This is a genomic window from Sporosarcina sp. D27 (assembly GCF_000586555.1).
Taxonomy (GTDB): domain Bacteria; phylum Bacillota; class Bacilli; order Bacillales_A; family Planococcaceae; genus Sporosarcina.
Genome location: NZ_AZUC01000059.1, coordinates 54202 through 78371 on the forward strand (window position 1 = coordinate 54202; position 24170 = coordinate 78371).

Sequence of the window (24170 nt, forward strand, 5' to 3'; positions counted from 1 at the left end):
AATTTCTTAATTATTACTTGTAGTAGTTTGCTATAATAAAGCTAACCAAAAAGAGGAGAGTGTGTATGAAGAAGTTATTAATGACAGTTGCCATTTTAGTAGGTTCTCTTGTAGTATCTATGCAGCCCGCTGCGGCGGCAGTAAGTTTTCCAGATGTACCGGCGTCAAACCGGTTTCATGATGAAATTCAATTTTTAGTGAATCAAGAAATAATCAGTGGTTACCCGGATGGTAGTTTTCAGCCGAAACGGAATGTAACTCGTGGTGAGGCAGCGATTATGATTGGACGCGCGCTTGACTTAGATGGTACGGTGCGCGATACGAAGTTCAAAGATGTTTCTAAAAATAATAGAGCTAGTGGCTATATTGCCTCTGCAGCGGCGAAAGGAATTATTGGTGGTTACCCTGATGGTACGTTCCGACCTGACCAACAGATTATCCGCGGAGATATGGCTATTATTTTAAGTCGTGTATTCGGATTGGAGTTTGGCAGCATTCGTGAGTTCAATGATGTTGGGATGAACATGAAGGCAAGTGAAGCGATTTATAATATTGCGGGTGAGTACATTACGACAGGATATGAAGACAATTCATTCCGTCCTAATGGGAAAGTCACTCGTGAGCAATTCTCTGCATTTCTATCAAGAGGGATGAGCCCTGAATTTAAGCAGCGCGCTGTGGGAAATGAAGGCTATGCTCTGAATATGACGAAGCGCTATGTGTATGCAACCCCTAATGGAGATGTGGAAGAAGTATTCCAAAAGGGTCTAGAAGGTTTTGATGTTCCGGACTATGCCGGATTCGCATGGAAAAATACAGACTTGACGACTAAGGAAGTTGCTTACTTCTTCCAGGAAGAAACAGCAAATGAACTTGTTACATTATTTCCATTCTCAGACGGTTTCGTAGACTTGCTATATCCGATCGAAGTCGGTGCAGGTTGGTATATCGATGAGGAAGAAACGCTTGTAGACGAGATTACGAGTGTTACGGAAACTGTGGAAACTCCATTTAAAACATTTACCAATGCTGTTGAGGTAACCTCTGACCTTGGATACACATCGTACTACGTCAAAGGCGTAGGGCATGTAAAGACACTTGACGAGAATGGTGATGTAGTAAGCGAATTGAAATCGATGGAATAACAGGAAGGCGCTAGCATTGAGCTAGCGTTTTTTTCATTCCTACGTCTTTTTTGTTTGATATACTAGACGTATCTATTAAATGAAGGAGTGAGTACATGAAACGAATCATAACGATGTTTGCTGTTCTAATGTGTTCTCTGGGGATAACTGCACAGTCTGCTGCTGCTGTGAGCTTTCCGGATGTTCCAAAATCGAATCGATTTCATGATGAAATTCAATACTTAGTATCTAAAAATATTATCTCGGGATATCCCGACAAAACGTTTGCACCTAAAAAAGATGTCACACGTGGAGAAGCTGCGATTTTCATTGGACGTTTACTGAAGTTGGATGGAACGAAGCGTGCGACTCAGTTCAATGATGTCGGTAAGAATTTATCCGCAAGCGGCTACATTGCCTCCGCTGCGAAAGAAGGCATCATCAATGGATATCCGGATGGTACGTTTCGTCCGAATGCGTTAATATCTCGTGGTGATATGGCGGCAATCGTGGACCGTACGTTTGACTTGCAGTTCACCTCTCAGTTTTTGTTCACTGATGTCGGTCCCAACATGAGATCCGCAATATCCATTCGTAAAATATCTGCAGCATCGATCACCGCAGGATATCCCGATGGCACATTTAAGCCAACGGGTAACGTATCACGCGAGCAATTTACTGCATTCCTAGCGCGAGGATTATCTGCCGACTTTAAACAACGTTCAGCAATTGCAGACACTTTTGCCCATGACAAAACTAAGCAATACACATATGGAGGGTCTGCTGGAGATCGCATTCTCACTTATGTGAACAGTACACTTGAAATATCCGGCAGTAAACTTGGATTCGTATGGCAAGAGAAGGATTTGAAGACTGGGGAGAGCCAGTATTTCATAGAGGATGAAACCTATCAAGGGTTTGCAACAGGGCTCCTACAATCCAATTACTATACGGAGTTATTATATCCAATCGAAACGGGCAAATCATGGAACTACTATCAAGAGAAGAGTACCTACACAGCTGTGCATAAAACGGTTGTAACACCATACAAAACCTTTGCCAATGCTGTAGAAGTGACGACTTCGACTGGGTACAAAAACTATTATGTAAAAGGCATTGGAATTGTTAAGGTTTTGGATAAAAACGGGAATACCGTGTCTGTGCTGAAGGGGATTAAGTGATCTAGAGAAATGAGTGCTCATAAAATTTGAAAAGTGATCATAACCCAGGGGAAGTGCTCATAATCCAGAGAAAGTGCTCATAAAGTTTGAAAAGTGATCATAACCCAGGGGAAGTGCTCATAAAGTTTGAAAAGTGATCATAACCCAGGGAGAATGCTCATAAAAGTTGAAAAGTGATCATAACCCAGGGAAAGTGCTCATAAAAGTTGAAAAGTGATCATAACCCATGGGAAGTGCTCATAAAGTTTGAAAAGTGATCATAACCCAGGAAAAGTGCTCATAACTCACAAAAAGTGCTCATAAACTCAAAAAACAGATCATACTTCTTCACAAATAACCAAAGACACGAGCCCTTTCAGCCCTAAACAAGCGAAGCGCTACCAATTAATCCCTAAACCAAGCTGAACGATATCGCGATAGTCACCCAAGTATCAGATCATCATAATGCCCTATCCACCACAAAAAAAGCCGCCACTCCTGCAACTAAGGAGTGGCGGCTTCACTATACCATCAAACAAATCACTTAACAGCATCTTTTCCGTACTGTTTCCCGAACAACAAATCATACTGGAGCAACTGATACTCTTTACTCAACTTCTTCGCATCAGAAGGTATCTCACGGGACAGTTTTCCATCACCATCGATCTTCACATCTCGTGTAAATCCAGGGATTTTTGCCCCGAACTGCTCGAGTAGTTCATAATAAACAGGTTTTTGGATACCCGCCATACTCAACACAGCAGGGCCGAGCTGATTCGGACTCAAATGATCAATGTCAGGAATCGGGGACTCAAAGTTATTCCACAACAACAAAGGAGTGGAACGCGTCTTCTCGAAATCACCCAAATCCCACTGACTTTCACCTAAGCCTCGAGGAACAAAGTCAGCAATTTTGTACAATCGGTAGTCTTTTCCAATTGCAGGTAAATGATCCCCGAAAAAGGCAATCACAGTCGGCTCATCTGAATCTTTAAAGTGGTCAATTAACTGCTCTAATGCTTTATCCGCATCGTAAACGCCTTGTGTGTATGAGCGTAGCAATACGTTAAATACGTCATCAATATCTTCAGGAACTGTTGTCTTGACGTCAAATTTCTCGTATTTGTCTTCCGCATATCCAGTATGATTTTGCATCGTTACTGCGTAAACGAACATCGGATCGTCGGATGCTTCTGTCCGCTCGATAATTGTCTTGGTTACTTGTTCGTCGGAAATGAATGGACCTTTATAAATGGGATCCTTAAACGATTTATCATCAAGGAACTCATTGAATCCAAAATGCTTGTATACATTCTCACGATTCCAGAACCACTTTGCATATGGGTGGATTGCAAGCGTGTCATACCCGAGGCCTTTCAAATAATTCGGCATTGCAGCAGGTTGTGTATCCTTCACATATTGCTGATACGGCACGGATCCGACAGGCAAGAAATTGTTTGAAAAACCGGTCAGTACTTCGAACTCTACATTACTCGTTCCGCCCCCAAACGTAGGCGATAGCAACCAACCTGTCTGGTTTTCACGAATGAATGGCATCGGATCAGGTTCAAACTGAATCTTTTCAAGCAACGTTGGATCCCAGAACGATTCACTCATCACAAAAATAATATTGGGCTTTTCACCGGTAGGAGTCTTTTGCTGATTCGCTTCTTTCTCAAGCTTCTTCACGATATCCTCAATGGCCGACTTGCTGTAGCCGTTCGGTGCCAGCACAATCGCACTTTGCATATTGAGCATAAACGCTCCGTAAAAGCCATTTTGTTGATAATTCCGCTCTTGGTTAAACGTGATATTTGTGATTTCAGCTTTCTTAAGCGCTTGCTCCATATTTGGGAACGTCCGGTAGAAGATGAAAGCACTTAAGTAAGTAGCACCGAGCACAATGAAAAGAATTCGCACCCACCAAGGTAGCCGCATAACGGGCTTTGGGCGCTTTTTTAACATGTAGATGAACAACCCGACCAGAATCAGAAAGACTACGACAATTCCAACAAGTGCGGCACCGACATTCGCCTCTTTATATAGATTCGGCAATAAGTTAAAGATATTATTGTATAGCAATAAATCCCATGGATACAAATTCTCACCGAGAAAGCTGAATTTGAAATAGCTGAACACGGGGAGCAGAATAACGATAACGTTCGTCAAAAGGAAACTGATTACAAACCGATTGATGATTCCCATCATAACTAGGAATAGAGCGAAGACAATAAGGACATTCAACAAATAAGTAGTCGTTCGCTCCTGACTCCATGTAATTGCTTGTTCAAATGAGCCAAGTAAGAAGGATTCTACACCTATGATCAGGAGGAGAAACCATATCATCGCGAACAACATAGCGATAAAAGACTTTACATCAAATTTAAATTTCACAACGGGCACCTCTTCTCTGATAGGAGATTTTCATTCCCCTATTGTAACATATTGGTTTCGAACACAGTTTTAGGACAGAGAAAAACCCTGCAGAATTTGCCTGCAGGGTGATTATTTACCGAACCTTAAATTCAGTCACACTGTCTTTCACCATCGATACTCCTTGAGCATTTTTGGCGAAATGCGTGACAACAAGACGATAGTTTTTGCCAGCCGTATATCCGGAAGCAGGTGCTTTCACGCTGACTTTCCGAGCATCTGCTGTTTTTGAAACTGTGACAGCTTGGCGTTCTCCGAATTCATCTTCAACATATACATAGCCATTCGTAAAGTAACGCTCATCCATCGCTTGCGTAAATTTCACAGTGAATGTTTTATTTGCATTTTCAGTACGTGCGGATGAAGAAGGCTGGAATGCGCGTTCCTGATATGTTTTATCAGAATATCTGACTTGAAGTTGGTCAAAGAGTAAGAACCCTTTGTCCTTCTTAGCAGAAGAGCGTTCCGCAACGTAGACTTTATCAAGTTTTAATGGAGCTGGAGCGGAAGAAGGAATGCTTGCAGTGACGTACTTCCAGCCTCTCCAGTCTTGTCCATTTTCCTTCGTGAAATCTACGATAACTTCCTTACCATTTGCATCACGCAGTGATCCGCGTAGCCAATGTGCGTTTCCGTCACCATACACCCAAACACCAAGTTCTTTTGGACTGGATGCTAATGGAAGACCGCCAGCAAAGTTCAGGTACGCTGCAGACACACCGTCCTTGTTTGCTGTGTAATCATAGTTTAGGCGGGCAGAGACCTTACCTTCATGTGCTTGAATTCTCTTTTCCGAAGAGAGGGAAGCGGAGGCACGAATACCTGTTGCGCTCATTCCGGCAGTTGACTCGAATGATTCAAGACTTATAGGTTTGTCGGTAACCGTAACAGGAACTTTTTTCGATGTCCGTCCATAGGTTGCTGTGAGTGTTCCAGTACCTTCTTTTGCTGCAGCAGTAAACGTCTTGTTATTCACCGTTCCGATTCCAGCAGATGCAGTCACGTCAATCGCATTTGGATTGAAGATGACTTTATTATTTTTAGATGTACCGGAAACGTTCAATTTAATCGATTCACCTGTACCTAGTGTGATGACAGAAGGTGTAAAGACAATGTCATCGATCGAGTCTGTAACTGTAACAGGTACATTCACTTTTGCATTTTCATAACCAACTGTAACCGTACCAGTTCCAGCTTTCACACCAACGAATTTATTATTTTCAATTTTACCGATGCCACTAGAAACGCCAAGTAATTTCACATTTGCTTGGTTGACGGTGCGTACATTCAAATATTGGTCGAGTGCAGAGTTGACTTTGAAACCGACTGAAGCGCCAATTCCGACTTGTCCTTCTTGTGCTTGACTTGCGGAAATTGTTGCCGCTTTGTCGTATGGAGCTGTGCTGACTGCTTCTAGAATTGCACTAACTGAACGGTCAGTTGCCTCTGAAGGGCGGTTCGCAAGTGTTGGATAGACGTTTCCAGGTTTGCGGGTCACCATAGTCGTTGAACCGCCACCATCCAAGTTCAACGCGTTGTACGCACCGATCGAAACTAGGTATTGAGCGAATTCCTTCATAGTCATTCCTGTACTTTTCCCTTTCAAACCAGCATCGGCTGTAACAAGATATACCTGCTGACCGGTTTTATCCGTCGCAACAGCTGTACGCGCGGTGCGCCTTGTCGCCTTATCAGTATTCGGATCAATCGTCATATCGACTTTACCGTTTTGGACGAGCAATGGACCTGATGCAAGCATGAATTTCGAGTCGCGCCATGATGGATCCACGTTGTATGAAATGGAAACTGTATCGCCTTTTTTCATATTGCGGATTTTATCAACTTCCTTGCCGTGTGCAGAAAGGACGAACCCTTTACTATTTTTTGGGACCGTCGCAGGGGTCTGCTGTCCGAATGGGCGAATGCCTGTTACGGTTCCAGTCACTTTTTCACCGAGAGCGAAACCACCTTCCGCAGATTTGGAAGTCTCAACGACCACTTCAAGTCCTGTCGCATTTGTACGAGTGGTTTCGTACGGCCAGCTGGAAGTGTAGAGGATGCTTTCATTATTTTCACGCTCTCGGTTCAACGAAGTCATCGTGACAGACTTACCATTATGTTCAACCGTTGGGGATAGCGTATATGTACCAATCTTACCTCGATTGTCTGCGGTCATACCGAATGCTGCAGGCGTGTGCATGAAATCGTTATAATTCGTAGAAACCGCACCGATATGCTGGATTTGACCGTCTTTTGTCAATAAATAACTAGGATATCCATTTTTGAAGTGGAAGAGGGACGCATTGATGGCACCGACTACATGGTGGTTAACTTGTGTATGCGCAGTTGCCAGTGAATTGACAGTAGCCAGTTTGTTAAATGGTGTATTGATGCCGACATCTACTGTTGTGTAAGGCTTCGTCAGATTAATGTTCAACTGATTGAGCGTTTGAGCATTGCCATTGACTGTAATCGATTGCTTTGTATGATAGACCCCTTGTGAAACAGAAGCAGCTTCTGCTTGTAGCAATACCGTGCCGAATAGGGCAACAGCTGCAACGCTAGAAAGCAGTGTGCGTTTCAATAACATGAAAAAACTCCCTTAACTCTTATGATAAGACCAGTATAAGGAAAAATTTAGATGAAGGATATAGGACTAACAATCTAATAATTACAAGAATGGAGAAAAATAGGCAAAAAGAAGCCTGGAGACACAGGGGGTCTCCAGGCTTCTTTTTCGGCCTCAACAATTCTTGCTATATTCAATAAAACAGGGTTTACCTACACGTATTATCTTACCACACTTTCACGATAACACAAACACATTCGTTCACTTTTTTTAGAACCTTTGCAAGGGTGTCTTCAGCCTTATTTTTTCCAATTCGTCAAGAAACTTCTTCAACTTCAGGTGGTTCAATTTTAGATAACCCTTCTGACTTGTAAATGAAAATCGCAAATTCTCCGCGGGTAATGGGATCAACGGCACCAAACTTAGTAGGGGATTTCCCTTGTGTGATGTCGTTTTGAACGAGAGCACCGACATATGGTGCGAACCGCTGGTTAACATCAGTAAACGGAAGGGGGTCAAGTGAGGTACCCATTCCATAGGCGATAGCGATAACTCTTGCCATTTCGTTACGAGTCATCGTATCGGATGCACCAAATTTTGTAGCTGTTTTTCCGGAGATGACATCTCGTGAAGCAAGAGCATTGACAGCCCAAGCTCTACTTTTAGGAACATCCGTGAATCCTGCATCAGGCAGATTGCTCGACTCGGAGAATCCGAGTGCACGGGCAACCATTACGGCAGCGTCGATACGCTTAATTGAATTGGTTGTCCCAAAAGTCGTGCTCGTAAGACCATGTGCATAATTGTTCGATATGAGGTAATTGACTTCCTTTTCATAACGTGGACTAACGTCTGTAAATGCAGCGAGTGATGTGGACGCAGACATAGTAAATGCTAAAACACCTGCGGCAAGTGCAACAGTAATTTTTTTCTTCAAGTTTAGTGCCTCCTTCAGTATATTCTTTGTATAAGTCTACAATGTTTTCCAGTTACGTGCAAAGGGGCGAATGGCTCAATAGATGAAATCGGCGAGAAGTGGTGTGTTGCTGAAAGTGGAATCGGTATTAGGGTGCGTGATATCGGAACTGTTACTTGGGTAATCGGAAAGTTTGGGGCTGGAATTGGAACTTTCGCACGAAGAATCGGCAAGATCGGAAAATTAATAGGAATCGAGACACAATTCAACTACTTTTTAAAGAGATTAATTGGGTGCGCTTCGCTTGTTTAGGAAGGGGGAAATCACGGACTTTTGAAATCTGTAATTTAGGGTATTGAATCAGTATTAAGAAACGATTCAGTTACACAAACTGATTTGCGCAAACGTGTCGTCAACACCAGACCTACATTTTATCTTTCTGTGCTATACTTCAGCTATATAATTATGAACAACTCAGGAGGTTTCCATGAAAACAGTAAAAAAAGTGATCATACCAGCAGCTGGGCTTGGCACGCGCTTTTTACCTGCCACCAAAGCTATGCCAAAAGAAATGCTTCCAATCGTCGACATGCCAACAATTCAGTATATCGTGGAAGAAGCGATTGCATCAGGGATTGAAGACATCATTATTGTGACAGGAAAAGGCAAACGTGCAATTGAAGATCATTTCGACAATGCGCTTGAATTGGAAGAAAACTTGATGCAAAAAGAGAAATACGACTTGCTTGAGAAAGTCAAAGAGTCGGCTGCGGTCGATATCCACTACATTCGTCAAAAAGAACCGCTAGGACTTGGACATGCAATCTGGTGTGCGCGTAACTTTATCGGAGATGAGCCTTTTGGTGTCTTGCTTGGCGATGATATCATTCGAAATGATAAACCGGCGCTAAAGCAATTGATTGAACAATATGAAGCAACTGGTTCTAGTGTTATTGGGGTCCAGGAAGTACCGCATGAAGACATTCATCGATATGGTGTCATTGACCCGATTACGACTGAATCAAGGCTGATGAAAGTCAGAAATTTCGTGGAGAAACCAAGTCAAGAAGAAGCACCATCGGATTTCGCAATCGTTGGACGGTATGTTCTGACGCCGGAAATCTTTGAGATTTTGGATCATAAGGAAGTAGGTAAAGGTGGAGAGATCCAGCTGACGGATGCGATTGAAAAGCTGAATACAACTCAAGACGTTTATGGCTATGCGTTTGAAGGCCGTCGCTTTGATGTTGGGGAAAAATTAGGGTTTATCGAGACGACGATGACGTTTGCACTTGAGCGCGATGATTTAAAAGATGATGTGCTTGAGATGATGGAACGTCTACTTGAGACCTATAAAACGAAGGTAAACTAAAAAGCATCGGCGGGAAGAGAAAAATTCTCTTCTGCCGATGCTTTTTTATATAACGAGACAAACTGCCCCAATTATGATTAGGCCAATACCGAGTAACTTACGTTTCGTGATCGGCTCTCCTAGAAGGAAATAAGAGAGTGCAAATGTCCAAATGTACGTGATCGATGTTAGCGGGAACACGACCGTATAAGGCAAATAGCGCAGAACAATGATGTTCAGTATCGCACCTGAGCCGTAACTCAACAATCCGATGATGAGCCATTTTACGAGCGCAGGAAAATCCTTTTTTAAATCAGTGTCTGAAGCAAGCTTCAAAAAGTAACCACCGAATGCACCGCACCATGTCATGACGAGCAACATTAGAATTAGCAGCAGATTAATGTTCGTCGCCTCCAATCAACCAAACCCCAACAAGAATCAGTACAGTGCCGATTGTTAAGGGAACAGTCAAAGGCTCATTCAAAAAGCTGACTCCGTAAACTAGTGCGATTATATATCCGATTGTCAGAAGTGGATGAAGTACGGAAAGCCTCCCGAAGCGGAACGCAATCGTCATAAGGACCGCACCCATTCCATAGAACACGAATCCGATCCATAAGTGCCAGTCGAATAGCCCCCCACCAGCTGCAAGTTTCCAAAAAAACTGTCCTGTCGCTGTGCTGAATGCCGCTGCGACCATAAGGAGGATACCGAGTTGTGACGTCGACCGCGCTTCAGTCATCTTTCGCCACCTCCATCACCAGCGGTTCGAATTTCACGAAACTAATCAGAATCAAGGGCAACATAATCATCGAGTTCGCAAGGAGGTAACGGAAATCTTGTGCAGGAATGCCGACGAACACAGCACCTGTATTGAGGGCAACAGGTAGTAACAATAACCACGCACGCCAGGTATTACGTAAATACGCAATATACGTAAACAATAAGGCTAGAGCTGTGTAAAAAGCAGGGCGCCATAAGAACGGGATCGAATCATCTGCCTCTTTTAAGTAACTGAAGGCATTCCTTTTAAGATCATCATTCAACACAGTATTGACAAGACCGAACTCATTATTAAGGTAAATGTTCGTGGTGTATTTACTCGTATAGCCGTCAGCAGGTTCATTGATTTGCCAGATGAGCGATGTTTGTTTGAAAAGCGCTCCTGCAGCAATATCAGGGTTCTGTTTCACGAGATGTAAATAATTCCGAGCATAGCGACCCCAATCGTCATAAATTGTAAAACGATCGTAGTCGCCCCAAGAAAACTTAATGGAGTCGACGCTGTATGGATTGTATTTCTCATGCCATTTTTCAATTGGGAAAATCCGGTTCACGTAGTCCCGCTGTTTTTCTGTCATGTCACCGTCTTCAGTGACGATCGCTGCAATTTGTTGCGTCGGAATAGAGAGCATTTCTTGCGGATCGGAAGGGTGTACCTCCAGCGCAGTATACACAGGGTTCACGATGATTTGATAGATCAATATCATGCCAGCAGCAACTGGCAATAGCTTTATCCAGTAGGATCGATACATGATCAGGACAAACGCTGTAACAATTAAAAATACAGGGAATCCATTGTGACGGAAAAACATCACCATAAATCCAATCAATGCATACCCGGCAATGAACGGCCATCGTTGAAGCACTCTTCCAGAAGAGCGGACAATCATAAACATGAGTAAAGTGAACAACAATAGCGCAGCACTATATGCGACGTCTTTCCATAAGGTGATAGAAGAGATGGCATGAACTGGACTGATTGCAAACAGCAAGAGTGAGACCCAGATGAAAGGTTTAGGAACCCGAGCGTGCTCGAGAGACCATCCAGCAAGTCCAGTACCCGCGCCGATCAATACAATCTGAAAAATTGCAATGATTGCGGGGGAATCCCAAATTTTTACTAGAACACTTAACAGCATCGTATGGATGACAGGGTGCCAATCCGTATACTTATGCGTATGTGCTTGATCCCACTGGGCGAGTGAGTCGGGTGTCATTGCACCGGGATAAAAAGCGAGTAGGAAGTACGACGATACAATCAGTGAAGGAAGTGCATACAAGGCGATTTTCCAAGGTGATACTCGCCTTTTGATAGGGCTCAAGGTGGCGGTTAAACACCAATATATGATTGCTGTTACAATGGCCAGAACCGCAAGGAAGACACCAAACCATACAGCCAGAATGACAACAAAATGATTATCCGTTAAATAAGGCTGTTCACCACGAATACTAACTGCGATGAACATTGGGAAAAGCGTGCCGAAAATGGCAAAACTAATCTGCTTGCCTTTAGGTAGTTTACGTAGCATCGGCCAAAATTTAAGTGCGTAATAGACGCATCCTGCCATGAGAGCAGTTACTAGTAAAACAATTACTATTGAAACGTTTCGAATCGGCATAAAAAAGAACAACATCGATCCACTAAGATAAAGACCAAAGGCAGAAATGATCACCCAGCGAAGAATGTTCTTCGACATCGGATCACCCTCTCTCTGTGCGTTCGCTAATACGATTCAACTGTAATTCATAGTTTTTGCGGTGCGTACCCGCGACGGTATCCAAAATAAGTCCGCATGCAAGCGACAGCATAGCAAGTAATACGAAGCCTACTGCAAGAATGGCTGAAGGTACTTTACTAATGAAGCTTGTCTGGACGTATTCCATAATGACAGGTGTGCCAACAGCTAGACCGAGCACTAGGAAAAGAGCCGCCCACACCGAGAAGAACAGCATCGGTTTGTAATCTTTGAACAGCGTAAAGATCATCCGTAGCACTTTTATGCCGTCAGTGATTGTGTTCAACTTCGACTCACTGCCTTCGGGACGATCTCGGTAATCGATCGGTACTTCTTTTATCAAAAAACGATTATCAAGTGCATGAATGGACATCTCTGTCTCGATTTCAAAACCAGGGCTTGTGACAGGCATGGACTTGACGAACAGTCGATCGAATCCACGGTAACCTGTCATGATGTCCGTTATGTTGCTTTTATAGAGCTTATTAATGAGACCTTTGACGAGATTGTTACCAAATCCGTGGAATTGACGTTTGTTTTCATTAAAATAAGTACCATTTGATAAACGATCGCCGATTACGAGGTTCGCTTCACCATTTTGAACAGGTGCTAAAATATCATGCACAAATTCAGCCGGATAGGTATCGTCTCCGTCTACCATAACGTAATAATCGGCTTCGATGTCACGGAACATGGAACGAACGACATTTCCTTTTCCTTGGCGCGGTTCAAACCGTACGATGGCACCGTGCGCACGAGCAACTTCGGACGTTTTATCGGACGAGTTGTTGTCATAGACATAAATTTTGGCATTGGGCAGTTCTCGCTTAAAGTCATCGATTACATTACCAATAGTCTGTTCTTCATTGTAACAGGGAACAAGTATTGCGATTTCCATAGAGTATCTCCTTTTGTGAGTAAGCTTAGAGTGCATTTTACCATGAACAGTATTGATTATACAGCTTAGTTTTGCTAGTGGTGCTGTAAGATTACTTCAATCACTAGTTGTTTCTTAGCTCCAAGGTATGAAAACTGGTGTTTGCTGTTATCTGAATACCCTTTTATAAATTAGGAAAACCAGGATCTACCAATGTTTTGCTCTAATTGGTTGAAAATAGTATACTTCGACTATAGAAATAGACAAAAAAGATGAATATATTTTAAGGGGGCGAAGGTTGTGACAGAAGTGATAGATAGATTTCAGCAATGGTTAGGTCAGGAAGAGTTGCCTGATGTTCTTCTCGATGAATTGAAAGCGATTGCGGAAAGTGAAAATGAGATTGCTGATCGATTTTATAAGTGGCTGGAATTTGGGACGGGTGGCATGCGTGGTTTACTTGGTGCAGGTACGAACCGTATAAATCGATGTACGATTCGTAGAGTAGCTGAAGGGTTGGCCAGAATGATTGAAGAACATGGGCCAAGTGCAAAGCAACGGGGTGTCGCAATCGCTTATGATACGCGTTACCAGTCGAGAGAATTTGCACTCGAGACAGCGAAAGTCCTTGGAGCACATAACATCCGCTCGTTTGTGTTCAGCGAACCAAGGCCGACACCTGAACTGTCTTTCGCTGTCCGCGAATTGGCTACATTTAGTGGTGTAGTCATTACTGCGAGCCATAATCCAAAAGAATACAACGGCTTCAAAGTATACGGGGAAGACGGGGGGCAATTGCCTCCTGAGAAAGCTGCTTCAATTGTAGATCATATGGAAGCAATTGAAGATGTTTTCTTCATTGAAGCCCTGTCTGAAGCCGGATTAAAGGAAAATGGTTTGCTCACGTTCCTTACTGAAGATATGGATGCATCGTACCAGGAAAGACTGAAAACCCTACAATTAGGAGAATTCTCTCGTGATGAAGTGAAAATCGTCTATACGCCCATTCACGGAACCGGAAACGTCCCGGTTCAACAAGCGTTGCACAACTTCGGCTATGAACAAGTAACGATTGTTCCTGAACAAGAACAACCAGATCCAGAGTTCCCCACGGTGTCTTATCCAAATCCGGAAGAAGAGGAAGCTTTCAAGCTTGCAATCCAACTCGGGGCAAGAGTAGATGCAGATTTATTACTTGCAACTGATCCCGACGCAGACCGTCTTGGTGCAGCAATCGCTTTGCCAACAAGAGGGTACGATTTGCTGACGGGTAATCAGCTCGGTGCACTGCTGCTGAACTATTTGCTAGAGCAGCGTCAACAAGCAGGAACGTTACCGGATAATGGGCTCCTATTGAAAACGATTGTCACGTCAGAAATGGGACGTGCGATTGCCTCACAATATGGAGTCGCTACAGAGGATACGCTCACTGGATTCAAGTACATTGCTGAGAAAATCGAAGAATATAACACATCCGGAGAATACGAATTTCTATTCGGATATGAGGAAAGTTACGGATATTTGATCGAAGATTTTGTACGTGATAAGGATGCCGTACAAGCTGCGCTGCTTACAGCAGAGGCGGCTGCCTACTACAAAAGTCAAGGCAGTTCGTTACATGCACAATTACAAAAGCTTTACACGAAAGTCGGTTATTACAGAGAATCGCTACAATCAATTACGATTCCTGGCAAAGAAGGGGTGGCAACGATCGAAAGAGTGCTCACAACATTACGGAATACGCCACCTATAAATCTTGCAGGCATTGAAATAGTAGCAATTGAAGATTATGAAACAGGCAAAATTCTATCAACAGACGGAACTGAACAACCAACAGGTCTACCAAAATCCAATGTGTTGAAATTCCGCCTTGCAGATGGGTCTTGGTGTTGCGCTAGGCCATCTGGAACGGAACCTAAATGCAAATTCTATATCGGCGTCCGTGGTGACAGCGGGATGGACGCCGTCAAAAAGTGTGAAGCGCTTGAAGAAGCGGTCTTGGCACTAGTCGAACCTCTATATAAATGAAAGAAGACTGCGCAGTCTTCTTTCAATCTATCAACTAAACTATTCAAATCAGTTCCCATTTACGAAAAAACTTGTATAGTAATCTACGAAACAATTTTGTGAAAAAAGTAATTTTGTTGGAATATTTATGATGTGAACGTAATGTTTACCACTATCATTCTATTGGGTATTAACATAGAATAGAATCCTATTCTACTTCGGATGAATAGAATCTAATTTTTAGTTTGAGAGGAAGATTTATTAATGAAAAAGTCTAATAATTACTCTAAATTCGTTGCAACAGCAGCTACAGCTACACTCGTTGCAACTGCAGTCGTACCAGCAGCATCCGCAAAAGAAATGAAATTCTCAGACGTCAGCGATCGTTATGCAGACGCTGTAAACTATTTAGTAGAAAACAATATTACACAAGGAATCTCTGATTCTAAATTCGGCACACAATTAAATATTAAACGTGTAGACGTTGCAGTTCTCATCGCTAAAGCGACTCTAACTGAAGATGAAATCAAAAAAGCACCTGCTTCAACATTTGGTGATGTGCCGGCTCGCGCAACTAAATATGTAAGCGCATTGAAAGAAAAAGGCATTATCAATGGTAAAACCAATACATCATTCGGTTCTGACCTTTCAATTACACGCGGTGAAGCAGCAATTATGCTTTCAAAAGCTTACGGTATCGAAGGCGACACAGCGAACGTGAAATTCGGAGATGTGGGTACACGCTACAAAGAAGCAGTTGCAGCTCTAGTGGATAACAAAATCACAACAGGTAAGACAGATACTAGTTTCGGAACTGCGCTATCTATTACACGTGGTGAGCTAGCAATCTTCTTGCATAGACTAGAAACTCTTGACGCTCCGGCTCAAGAATACAAGGTTGAGAGTGTCGAAGGCGTTAACGGCACACAAATTGAAGTGAAATTCACCGATGCAGTCAATCCCGCAAGCTTGTTCAAAGACGGCAAAATGGGAGAGTTTAAAGATGGCGTATTCACGATGTCTAAAGTAAGCAATGCTGCTGAAACGGCTACTGGTTCACTTTCAAAAGACGGCAAAACATTAACTGTAACAACAGGTAAAGTAGTTGAAGGCGATTACACAGTCGTTATTGATAAAGTGAAATCAGCAGATAACAAAGCAATTGAAAAGTTCTCTAAAGTCGTAACAATCGCTGCAGATAAAACTGCACCAAAAGTTCTTACAACTGAAAAAGTAAATGCTTCCCAATACAAGGTGAAATTCTCTGAGCCGATTAAAACGTTAGGCAATATTACGTACAAAGGCGAAGATGGCAATACAGTTGACGCACTAGCTAATACATTTAAAGAAGGTGCAACAGAAGTTTTATTCACGCTTCCATCGACATTAGAGGCAGGTAAAGCAATCAACTTACAAATGGTAGCGGCGAAAGATATGTCAGGTAACCTAATTTCACCAAATCCTACTGAGTTTACACTAACTAAAGGACAACCTGACGGAGTGGCGCCTACTGTCAAGTCCATTGAGCAGATAAATGCAAACCAATTCACAGTCTTATTCTCTGAAGAACTAGTTGGAAACCCTACAGTAACGGTTGGCGGAGTAGCAACTACTGTTGAGAAGGATGCTGGAAATCCACTTAAATATGTGGTGACAGCTGGAAATAGCCTAACAACAGCACAAACAGTAGTTGTAAATGGCTTCTCAGATTTAAGTGGACAAGCTGGTACAGACTATTCAAAAGTAATCACATTCACAGAAGATACTGAAGCACCAGTTGTGACAGGAACGAACATCGTTGCAGATGCAACTGACTTGAAGCAGTATGTAGAATTTACATTTAACAAAGACGTGACACTTACCGATGCAAAAGTTTCTGCAAAAGGAAGCTATGTAAAAGACAACGTGACAACTCCTAAAGTGACCTTAGATGCGAAAACAGTTTCGTACAAAGATGAGTCTAATAAGAAAGTAGTACGTGTTGCGCTTACTGATCTACTTGGCGACACTGCAGATGTTGAAGGGGCGAAATATGACTTAACGTATACACTTTCAGGAGTTAAATCGCTATCAGGTGTTGCCTTAAGTGAGAACACGGGGAATCTTAAATTTACTCGTGTAGCGGATGAGACTCCTGAAAACACAGAAGTAGTTGGGATCACATCAGTTCAGGCATTTACAGACACTGATGGAGTTGTGGATAACAACAAAGTGAAAGTAGTGTTCGATAAAAAAGTGGATGGAGCATCTGCAGTAAACAAAGCAAACTACTCTATCCAAGGTGCTACAATCGATTCGGTAACGTTACTTGCGGCTAAGGGAGGCACTCAAGAGGCAATCTTGAATTTGACAACAGGTTCAAGCACATTCAATGGCGAGCGTGCAATGACAATTAAAAACATCAAAGCGCTTGGTTCAACAAAAACAATGGAGCAATGGAATGGTTCAGTTGATTTGAAAGAAAACGTTGCACCAACGGTAACTTCTGCAAACTTGACTGAAACGAATAAAATTACTTTGACATTCTCTGAAGCAGTTACAAGCGGAGCTTTGGCAGACTTTGCAATCTTATCAGATGGTAAGACAATCGCAGATGCAAAAGAAATGAATGCAGTAATCGGTGCTGACAAAAAAACAGCGACAATTACTCTAGACACAGCATTGACATCTGAACAAATCAACAAAGGCATCACATTGAAGCCAGTTGAAACAATGGACATTAAAGATGAAAACGGCAATTTGCTATCTGTACCAACAAACATTACCGTTTCAAATTAAGTTAAACTAAAAAGGCTCTTCGCAGAAGCGGAGAGCCTTTTTCAAACCTTAAATTTATATCTATTTCAGTACTTAGTAGGAATATCCCGCAAATTCGTATCTCGTGCCTCAGCACGAACATCCCGCTCCAGCATTTCATTACTCTCAGGAATATTGAAACTACCAAGATCCTTCTTTTCTATCACTGCAGAAGTCAGGTCTCCTTTATCATGATTAGATGCATCCCAAAAATCACCTTTATCTACATACAATAAGAAGGCACCGTTCTCTACAGCGGCCAGGTAGCGATCTGTCTCATCTTCAGTCAAATCCATCTGAGTCAATGCTTTTCGTGCAGGTTGTTCATCAGACAGAAATGTCGTGAATCGGTCCCACCATGAGGCATCCGCTTTTTGTATTTCAGCTTCTGTCATTCCGCGAACGATTGAGACATCTTCTTTGTCTTCTGTAACCACATACATATTTTCTTCGGCGATTCCGTTTTTGTGCAGTTCATGGATCTTATCTAGCAACTCATTCTCACTATGGAAAATTCCAGCAAATTCTCGATTCATCTTCAATTTCCTCCATTCGGGTTAAGAACGTATACTATGAGACTTTGTTTATTGATACCCTTTACGCTTAACCTGAAACAAGAAGATTGAATTGTTCGTCAATTAAAGAGGGTCAGACTGATTGTCCCGATGGTATTCGGAAAGTTGAATGACTCGGACGTTTGCAGTGTTCAGTTCATGGTAAATTTCCCGACTGTCCCAAAATGAAATATAGCGGTCTCGTTCACTTGCGAGTAGTGCGATGACCTCGTCCGCTGATTCATAGTGAACAAATCGACGGATGTAGTGTTCTTCGTCAAAGAAATACGTGATTTTAAATTCTTTCATCGGAATCATCCTTTCAATTTTATAATGAAAAACGGGCAGCCTCAATGGATGCAGGCTGCCCGTTTCGTTTAGCCCATAGTCCACGTTTTGCGTGATTTGGAACGAAAAAGTTTGAAAAGTTGAATGATGATTAAAAATACGAGTGCTCCGGACATGTCGAGCATGACATCTTGCCAAGTTGCGGTGCGTCCTCCTGTGATCGATTGATGGAATTCATCAGCCGAGGCTGCGAGAAATGTAAGGAGTGCAGCCATGAAGAAGCGAAATCTCATTTTAGGTAAGAGCCAATAGAATACTGCAGCGAGTGCACCGAATGTGAAGAAGTGAGCGCTTTTCCGTACTAGAAATTCGATGAAGTAGTAATAGCCACGTTCGTCGACTGAAATGGTTTTCCCCCAGTATGGGATCTGTAGTTTGGATAACGGTTGTTCGAGCGGCTGGTTAGGCAACAGTTGTTGCAGTTTTGGAACAATCGTTTGTTGTTCGTAGGTTTGACTGGAGGATATGAAGAGCCCTGCGATAATGCCAATGAGTAATACAACGACGACTAGTTTTTTCATGGTGCGAGTATAACATATTTTGGGCGGTTGTGCAGGGGGAACTGGTGTGAGACCGCTTGGCGCTGGAGGATGCCTTTCGCAAAGAGCCAAGGAAGTGCGTCTTGTCTCTTTGCTTCGGCGACCTCAGCAGACGCCTGCGCTGTGGTTTTCGTTGAATCAGGATGAGATAGAGTTTACTGGTGAATAAGGGGGAATGCCTACAAGTGACAAAGGACTTAGATCTAAAAATGAATATCAGCCATTTCCATTGTACGAAGTGGAAGACAGCCTAAGTTTCGCTGAGACCGCTTGAAACATAGTGCAATACCGTCGCTGATGCGGGTACCTACTATTACAGAGTGTTTACAATCTGCATAACCAAGTTAGCATCAGTAGAATATGGGGAATAAGAGAGGGTACATCTACATAATGAGTGAAATGAGGGACGACTATGAAACGGCTTGTCTATATGGATTGGCTCCGCATTCTTGCGGCACTTGCGGTTGTGACAATTCACGTTTCGGCGGGGGTTGTGACAGATGACGCGCAAGACTATAAAAGTCCATGGATGGCGGGCAATTTTTATGAATCGATTTCAAGATGGGCGGTACCGATGTTCGTCATGATCAGTGGAGCGCTCATGCTGGGCAGTACACGGGAAATCACAATATTGTCGTTTTTGAAGAAGAAGTTAGCGAAAATCCTGATTCCGCTGTTTGCATGGAGTGTCATTTATTATGCGAACGAAGTACGAAAAGATGAAATAACGTTTTCCGTTGCTGACTTCATAAAACGTTTTGCAACCGATGACATCATGTATCATCTATGGTTTCTCTATATGATTGCAGGGTTGTATCTCATTACTCCTCTGCTTAAAATACTGATACAGCACGCTAAGCGTAAAGATATTGAGTATTTTTTAATACTGTGGCTTTTTGCATCCGTCTTTTCTAATTGGCTGGAATATTTCATAGGGTATCGTTTCGAAATCGAATTATTCTTCGTGACCCATTACATAGGTTATTACGTGCTGGGCTATTATTTATTTACATTTGAATTCCATGCTAAGTGGAGAATCCTTATATATATTGGTGGAATTGCAGGCTTTGTCACTACGTTTTTCATGACTTACCATGAGTCGTTAAAAATCGATGAACCACTCGAACAGTTTTGGTATGACGAACACTCTCCGAACGTACTTCTTATGGCAGTGGCACTCTTCATGGTGTTCAAGTCGAGCAAAATAGGTGAAGTAAAGGTGCCATGGATTGGAAAAGTCATTAGCCAAGCAAGCTTTGGAATCTATCTTATCCATGTCTTGGTTATGCAGACGCTTTACGAAAAATTCGATTTTGTTTGGTTCGATTTGCATCCGATTATTGGCATACCTTATAAAGTGTTACTCATCGTTACAATTAGTACAATACTGGTTCGTTTCATCAAGAAAGTGCCGGTATTAAGAGGAATTATACCTTAAGGACTGATGTGATATCATGTGAATTGGTCACGTTAGGTTAATTGAAGTGCCGCTAGCTGTTACATTATAAATAGGTTGAAAGCGGAAGATATATAGGACAAGTCGTATATTTAAAAATTCGCTAATTATGATTAAGCACGGAAAAGGTTCTGGGTGCAGGATTGAGATATGATGTACTTGGAGAATAAAGAATCAAAGCCCATCGCAGATTTGGTGATGGGCACTTTGTCTTTACACTTTTCTCGAAAATGAAAGCAAAGAGAATGCGATATTTAGAGAACTCACTTATTTAGTAATGGATAGTGAAATTTTTCATTGAACCTTTAATGGAACTAAGTAATCTTGGATAGTGGTAATGCGTTTAGGATTTGAGTTAGTGGAAACTGATGTGGAAGAAGGGGTGGTAATGATGAAGAGGAAGGAGAATTAAAAGACGGCGATTTTTTGCATAATGTTTGTATTTGTTTTGCATAAAGGGAAGGTCTGCTCGTGCTTTTCTGAAAAGATTTAGTAAAGCACCTGCCTGTGTACCACGAAAATTAATAGCTATTCAGAATAGTTCTGGCTTTGTGTTGTACACAAGCAAAGCTTTTAAACTACAATCACTGTACCAACCATTTGTGAAACTAACTATAGAGTTGTTGGAATTATTAATGGAATATTATTAGTTCGGAGTATTGGTCTGTGCATGTCTTGTATATATGTCTGTATTGTAGTTGCGACTAGCAGGGACAATATAACGGGAACTAGGAGGGGGAGTGAAGTTTATGCCGATCGAAGTAGGAATTTGGAAGGTGGAGAACGACCACCCGAAGCGCTTGCATTATTCAGCTATCCAGTCCGAAAAGAAATTAGAGACATTGCTAGAAAAGGATACATCTATTCTTGGGGAGGACGTCCTAATCATTGGCCGACAAGTGATGACGGAACATGGGAAATCGATAGATCTACTTGGCATGGACCGTGAAGGGAATCTGATTATTTATGAACTGAAGAAAAACCAGACATCGAGAGAAGTGGCGGCTCAGGCGATGGATTATGCAAGCTGGGCCCAAACACTGACTTATGAGGCCGTGGAGGAACTATATGAGGGGAAATATAAGGAGCCGCTCGAAAAAGGATTTGCTGCACAGTTTCAAGAACAACTGCCGGAAGAGTTGAATGCAAGTCATCGGATGGTGATCGTCTGTGCAGAGCTTGATTACGCAACAGAACGAATTATTAACTACTTAACGGAGAATTATAACGTACCGATCAACGCATTATATTTCCGGTATTTTGTCGAAAATGATGAAGAGTTTCTTGCAAGAACGTGGCTGATTGACCCGCACTTACCTGAGAATGCCTTAGTCAGCAGCAAGGCAGCGAAAAAGAAAGAGCCATGGAACAAGCGAGATTTCGTCGTCAACTTTGAAGATGGAACACATCGCAGTTGGGCAGATGCGATGAATTTTGGATTTATCGCTGCGGGCAATGGAAAGTGGTACAGTCAGACTCTAAACAACTTATTTCTTGGTGCCCGGATTTTCTGTATGATTCCAGGGAAAGGCTATGTCGGTATAGGAAAAGTCGTGAAGGAAGCGGTTCCAGCAAAAAAGGCGGTTGTTTTGCTGGAGGAAGGGGAGCGCCGACTGCTAGATTGCAATCTGCATAATTCGAATATCGGGCACGACGCCGATGACCTTGAAAAATGTGAATATGTCGTTGCAATTGAATGGCAAAAAACCGTTCCAATCCAGAAGGCATTCTGGACACTAGGACTTCGCTCCAATCAAAACTCGGCATTCAAACTGCGGAACCAGTATACGATTGATAAGGTGGAGGAGTTTTTTGGGATTTAAAAGGGCTGCCTGTGCACCGCAAAATCCGAACATTAATTAGACTTGTTCTGATTTTGTGTCGTGTACAGGCATCGCTAATTATAGAGGATATTAGTGGGAATTAGATGGGGGCTTTAAGCGAAGATAATATTGGAAAAGTACTTGAGTGGTCATATAATAAGGTTATCGAGGGTATTCCAGGAACGGATACGGCTTACGAGTTAGCAGATAGCTACTTAGAGAAAAACTTAAATATAGACCAAGATATAGATAGTCTAATCAATTGGCAGACGACAAAGTGTGCTACTTCAGGTTTTATTACTGGGCTGGGTGGAGTAATCACTTTGCCCGTGGCAATCCCAGCTAACATTGCATCATTAATCTATGTTCAAATGAGAATGGTTGCATCGATAGCCCATTTAAGAGGTTATGATGACCATGTGCAAACATTTGTATACGCATGTTTAACTGGACAAAGTGTGGCGGAAGTAGTGAAGTCCGCTGGAGTGAAAATTGGTTTGAATGTTGGGGAGGCTCAGGTTAAAAGAATTCCAACACAAGTATTAGTAAAGATTAATCAAAAAGTTGGTTTTCGTTTGGTCACTAAGTTTGGTCAAAAAGGTATTATCAATTTAGGGAAGATGGTTCCGGTTTTAGGCGGAGTGATTGGAGGAAGTTTTGATGTTGTTAGTACGAAAACAATAGCAACTGCAGCAAAAAGAACTTTCAAATTAAACGGCTATGATAAAGATAGAAATGTGATTAAAACTATGTAGTATGAAAAGACTTGTCAGTGTACCTAGTAAAACTAAGAATAACTAGGCACCACTCAATAATTCGATAAGTTATATACAACAAGAGTAGTTTTTTTATAAAAAAATAAATACATAAGGTGATTGGATGATTTCTGTTGAAATTTATAAAAATGGTGAGTTGTTGAAAGAATGTGAAAGCATTCAAGATGCAGGTCGCTACTTGCAACAGTATACAGGAGATCGATTCAAGCGATTCAATGCTATCCAAAATGGGTACTGCTATGGAGATATCTGGAGCTATAATGGTGCAAGTTATACTTTTAAGGTATCAGCCGAATTTGCAAATAAGAGAAAAAGACAATTAGAATCTAAATAAGATGATATAGTAAGGTAATAAAAAAACGACCGCCTGAGCACGACACAACTCCAGAATTGTTCTGGAATTGTGTCGTGCTCAGGCAACGTTATGTACTTTTTCATTTCAAAACTATGTACTTCTATTTTGCACTACACACACGCTAAGCGTCTAGTCGAAGTAGCGAAATTAGCTATGAGACCAAAAGTAGTAGAGAATAAGACATAAGGGGAAAATAAGCAATGGAGTTTATTGATTATCTTAAAATTAGACATACCTTAACTTCAGGGGAAAAGCAGTTGAAAGATAATTCGGCAGAGCAGTACAATAAACGCTTGCTAAACTTGAAGAGGCTTAAAATATATAATGGAGAACCGGAGTTGACAGAAGAGATGGAGAAGCAGATTGCTGTACATTATAATGATTCAGTAAAAGCGTATTCGCGGACGATTAAGTACTATATTGAGTATATGAATTATAATGGGCGATGAATTATAGGAATGCGAAATTTGTGTTTAAGATGGCCTACCATTCCCGCTTCTGGAGGATATAATGTCCAAAGGAAATCAGTAGAAAGGAAATCAGTAGAAAGGAAAAGACGCCTCCCTG

20 protein-coding genes are annotated in these 24170 nt (G+C 42.1%); 10 read left to right on the forward strand and 10 right to left on the reverse strand.

Annotated features, from left to right (window positions below; genetic code table 11):
• The first annotated feature begins 65 nt into the window (after positions 1-65).
• Together N693_RS19750 and N693_RS19755 are read left to right on the forward strand one after the other, a co-directional pair.
• A complete protein-coding gene (locus N693_RS19750; RefSeq protein ID WP_025785855.1) occupies positions 66-1145 on the forward strand; it encodes an S-layer homology domain-containing protein in 1080 nt (359 codons plus the stop codon).
• A 95-nt stretch (positions 1146-1240) separates the two neighbouring features.
• Positions 1241-2305, forward strand: coding sequence for an S-layer homology domain-containing protein (locus N693_RS19755; RefSeq protein WP_025785856.1), 1065 nt, complete (start codon positions 1241-1243; stop codon positions 2303-2305).
• Positions 2306-2824: 519 nt separating this feature from the next.
• Here the strand turns inward: N693_RS19755 and N693_RS0116090 are convergent.
• From N693_RS0116090 to N693_RS0116100, 3 genes are all read right to left on the reverse strand, one after another.
• Entirely contained in the window at positions 2825-4678 is a 1854-nt protein-coding gene (locus tag N693_RS0116090) for an LTA synthase family protein (RefSeq protein ID WP_025785857.1), read from the reverse strand.
• A gap of 115 nt (positions 4679-4793) precedes the next feature.
• A complete protein-coding gene (locus N693_RS0116095; RefSeq protein WP_025785858.1) occupies positions 4794-7307 on the reverse strand; it encodes a phosphodiester glycosidase family protein in 2514 nt (837 codons plus the stop codon).
• Positions 7308-7602: 295 nt separating this feature from the next.
• Positions 7603-8223, reverse strand: a complete 621-nt coding sequence (locus N693_RS0116100; RefSeq protein WP_025785859.1) for an S-layer homology domain-containing protein — start codon at positions 8221-8223, stop codon at positions 7603-7605.
• Positions 8224-8689: 466 nt separating this feature from the next.
• Here N693_RS0116100 and galU point away from each other — a divergent pair, with 466 nt between their 5' ends.
• On the forward strand, positions 8690-9574 hold the full coding sequence (galU, locus tag N693_RS0116105; RefSeq protein ID WP_025785860.1) for a UTP--glucose-1-phosphate uridylyltransferase GalU: 885 nt from the start codon (positions 8690-8692) through the stop codon (positions 9572-9574).
• 45 nt (positions 9575-9619) lie between these two features.
• Here galU and N693_RS0116110 read toward each other — a convergent pair whose 3' ends face one another.
• From N693_RS0116110 to N693_RS0116125, 4 genes are read right to left on the reverse strand one after another with little or no spacing between them, the layout of a single operon-like run.
• Positions 9620-9970, reverse strand: coding sequence for an EamA family transporter (locus N693_RS0116110; RefSeq protein WP_253271212.1), 351 nt, complete (start codon positions 9968-9970; stop codon positions 9620-9622).
• Complete coding sequence (locus N693_RS0116115; RefSeq protein ID WP_025785862.1) at positions 9951-10295, reverse strand: membrane protein; 345 nt, start codon at positions 10293-10295, stop codon at positions 9951-9953. The genes N693_RS0116110 and N693_RS0116115 overlap by 20 nt, the downstream gene beginning before the upstream one ends.
• Positions 10288-12033, reverse strand: coding sequence for a DUF6020 family protein (locus N693_RS19430; protein ID WP_025785863.1), 1746 nt, complete (start codon positions 12031-12033; stop codon positions 10288-10290). The genes N693_RS0116115 and N693_RS19430 overlap by 8 nt, the downstream gene beginning before the upstream one ends.
• Before the next feature lie 4 nt (positions 12034-12037).
• A complete protein-coding gene (locus tag N693_RS0116125) occupies positions 12038-12970 on the reverse strand; it encodes a glycosyltransferase family 2 protein (protein WP_025785864.1) in 933 nt (310 codons plus the stop codon).
• Between the two features lie 279 nt (positions 12971-13249).
• Here N693_RS0116125 and N693_RS0116130 point away from each other — a divergent pair, with 279 nt between their 5' ends.
• On the forward strand, positions 13250-14977 hold the full coding sequence (locus N693_RS0116130; RefSeq protein WP_156028948.1) for a phospho-sugar mutase: 1728 nt from the start codon (positions 13250-13252) through the stop codon (positions 14975-14977).
• Positions 14978-15220: 243 nt separating this feature from the next.
• Positions 15221-17734 (forward strand): S-layer homology domain-containing protein, encoded by a 2514-nt coding sequence (locus N693_RS19435; RefSeq protein WP_025785866.1) that lies wholly within the window; start codon positions 15221-15223, stop codon positions 17732-17734.
• A 65-nt stretch (positions 17735-17799) separates the two neighbouring features.
• On the opposite strand, the gene N693_RS0116140 is transcribed toward N693_RS19435, so the two are convergent.
• The 3 genes from N693_RS0116140 to N693_RS0116150 all read right to left on the reverse strand — a co-directional run bounded on the left by N693_RS0116140 (position 17800) and on the right by N693_RS0116150 (position 19175).
• Positions 17800-18288 carry a general stress protein gene (locus N693_RS0116140; RefSeq protein WP_025785867.1) on the reverse strand — a complete coding sequence of 163 codons (489 nt, stop codon included), beginning with the start codon at positions 18286-18288 and terminating at the stop codon, positions 17800-17802.
• Between the two features lie 102 nt (positions 18289-18390).
• Positions 18391-18615 (reverse strand): hypothetical protein, encoded by a 225-nt coding sequence (locus N693_RS0116145; RefSeq protein ID WP_025785868.1) that lies wholly within the window; start codon positions 18613-18615, stop codon positions 18391-18393.
• A gap of 68 nt (positions 18616-18683) precedes the next feature.
• Positions 18684-19175, reverse strand: coding sequence for a VanZ family protein (locus tag N693_RS0116150; RefSeq protein WP_025785869.1), 492 nt, complete (start codon positions 19173-19175; stop codon positions 18684-18686).
• A 430-nt stretch (positions 19176-19605) separates the two neighbouring features.
• Between N693_RS0116150 and N693_RS0116160 the strand changes: the two genes are divergently transcribed.
• The 5 genes from N693_RS0116160 to N693_RS0116180 all read left to right on the forward strand — a co-directional run bounded on the left by N693_RS0116160 (position 19606) and on the right by N693_RS0116180 (position 24052).
• On the forward strand, positions 19606-20631 hold the full coding sequence (locus N693_RS0116160; RefSeq protein ID WP_025785870.1) for an acyltransferase: 1026 nt from the start codon (positions 19606-19608) through the stop codon (positions 20629-20631).
• 767 nt (positions 20632-21398) lie between these two features.
• Positions 21399-22472, forward strand: coding sequence for an endonuclease NucS domain-containing protein (locus N693_RS0116165; RefSeq protein WP_025785871.1), 1074 nt, complete (start codon positions 21399-21401; stop codon positions 22470-22472).
• A gap of 104 nt (positions 22473-22576) precedes the next feature.
• Entirely contained in the window at positions 22577-23227 is a 651-nt protein-coding gene (locus tag N693_RS0116170) for an EcsC family protein (protein ID WP_025785872.1), read from the forward strand.
• A 124-nt stretch (positions 23228-23351) separates the two neighbouring features.
• Positions 23352-23582 (forward strand): hypothetical protein, encoded by a 231-nt coding sequence (locus N693_RS0116175; RefSeq protein WP_025785873.1) that lies wholly within the window; start codon positions 23352-23354, stop codon positions 23580-23582.
• A 278-nt stretch (positions 23583-23860) separates the two neighbouring features.
• Positions 23861-24052, forward strand: coding sequence for a hypothetical protein (locus N693_RS0116180; RefSeq protein WP_156028949.1), 192 nt, complete (start codon positions 23861-23863; stop codon positions 24050-24052).
• The last annotated feature ends 118 nt before the right edge of the window (positions 24053-24170 follow it).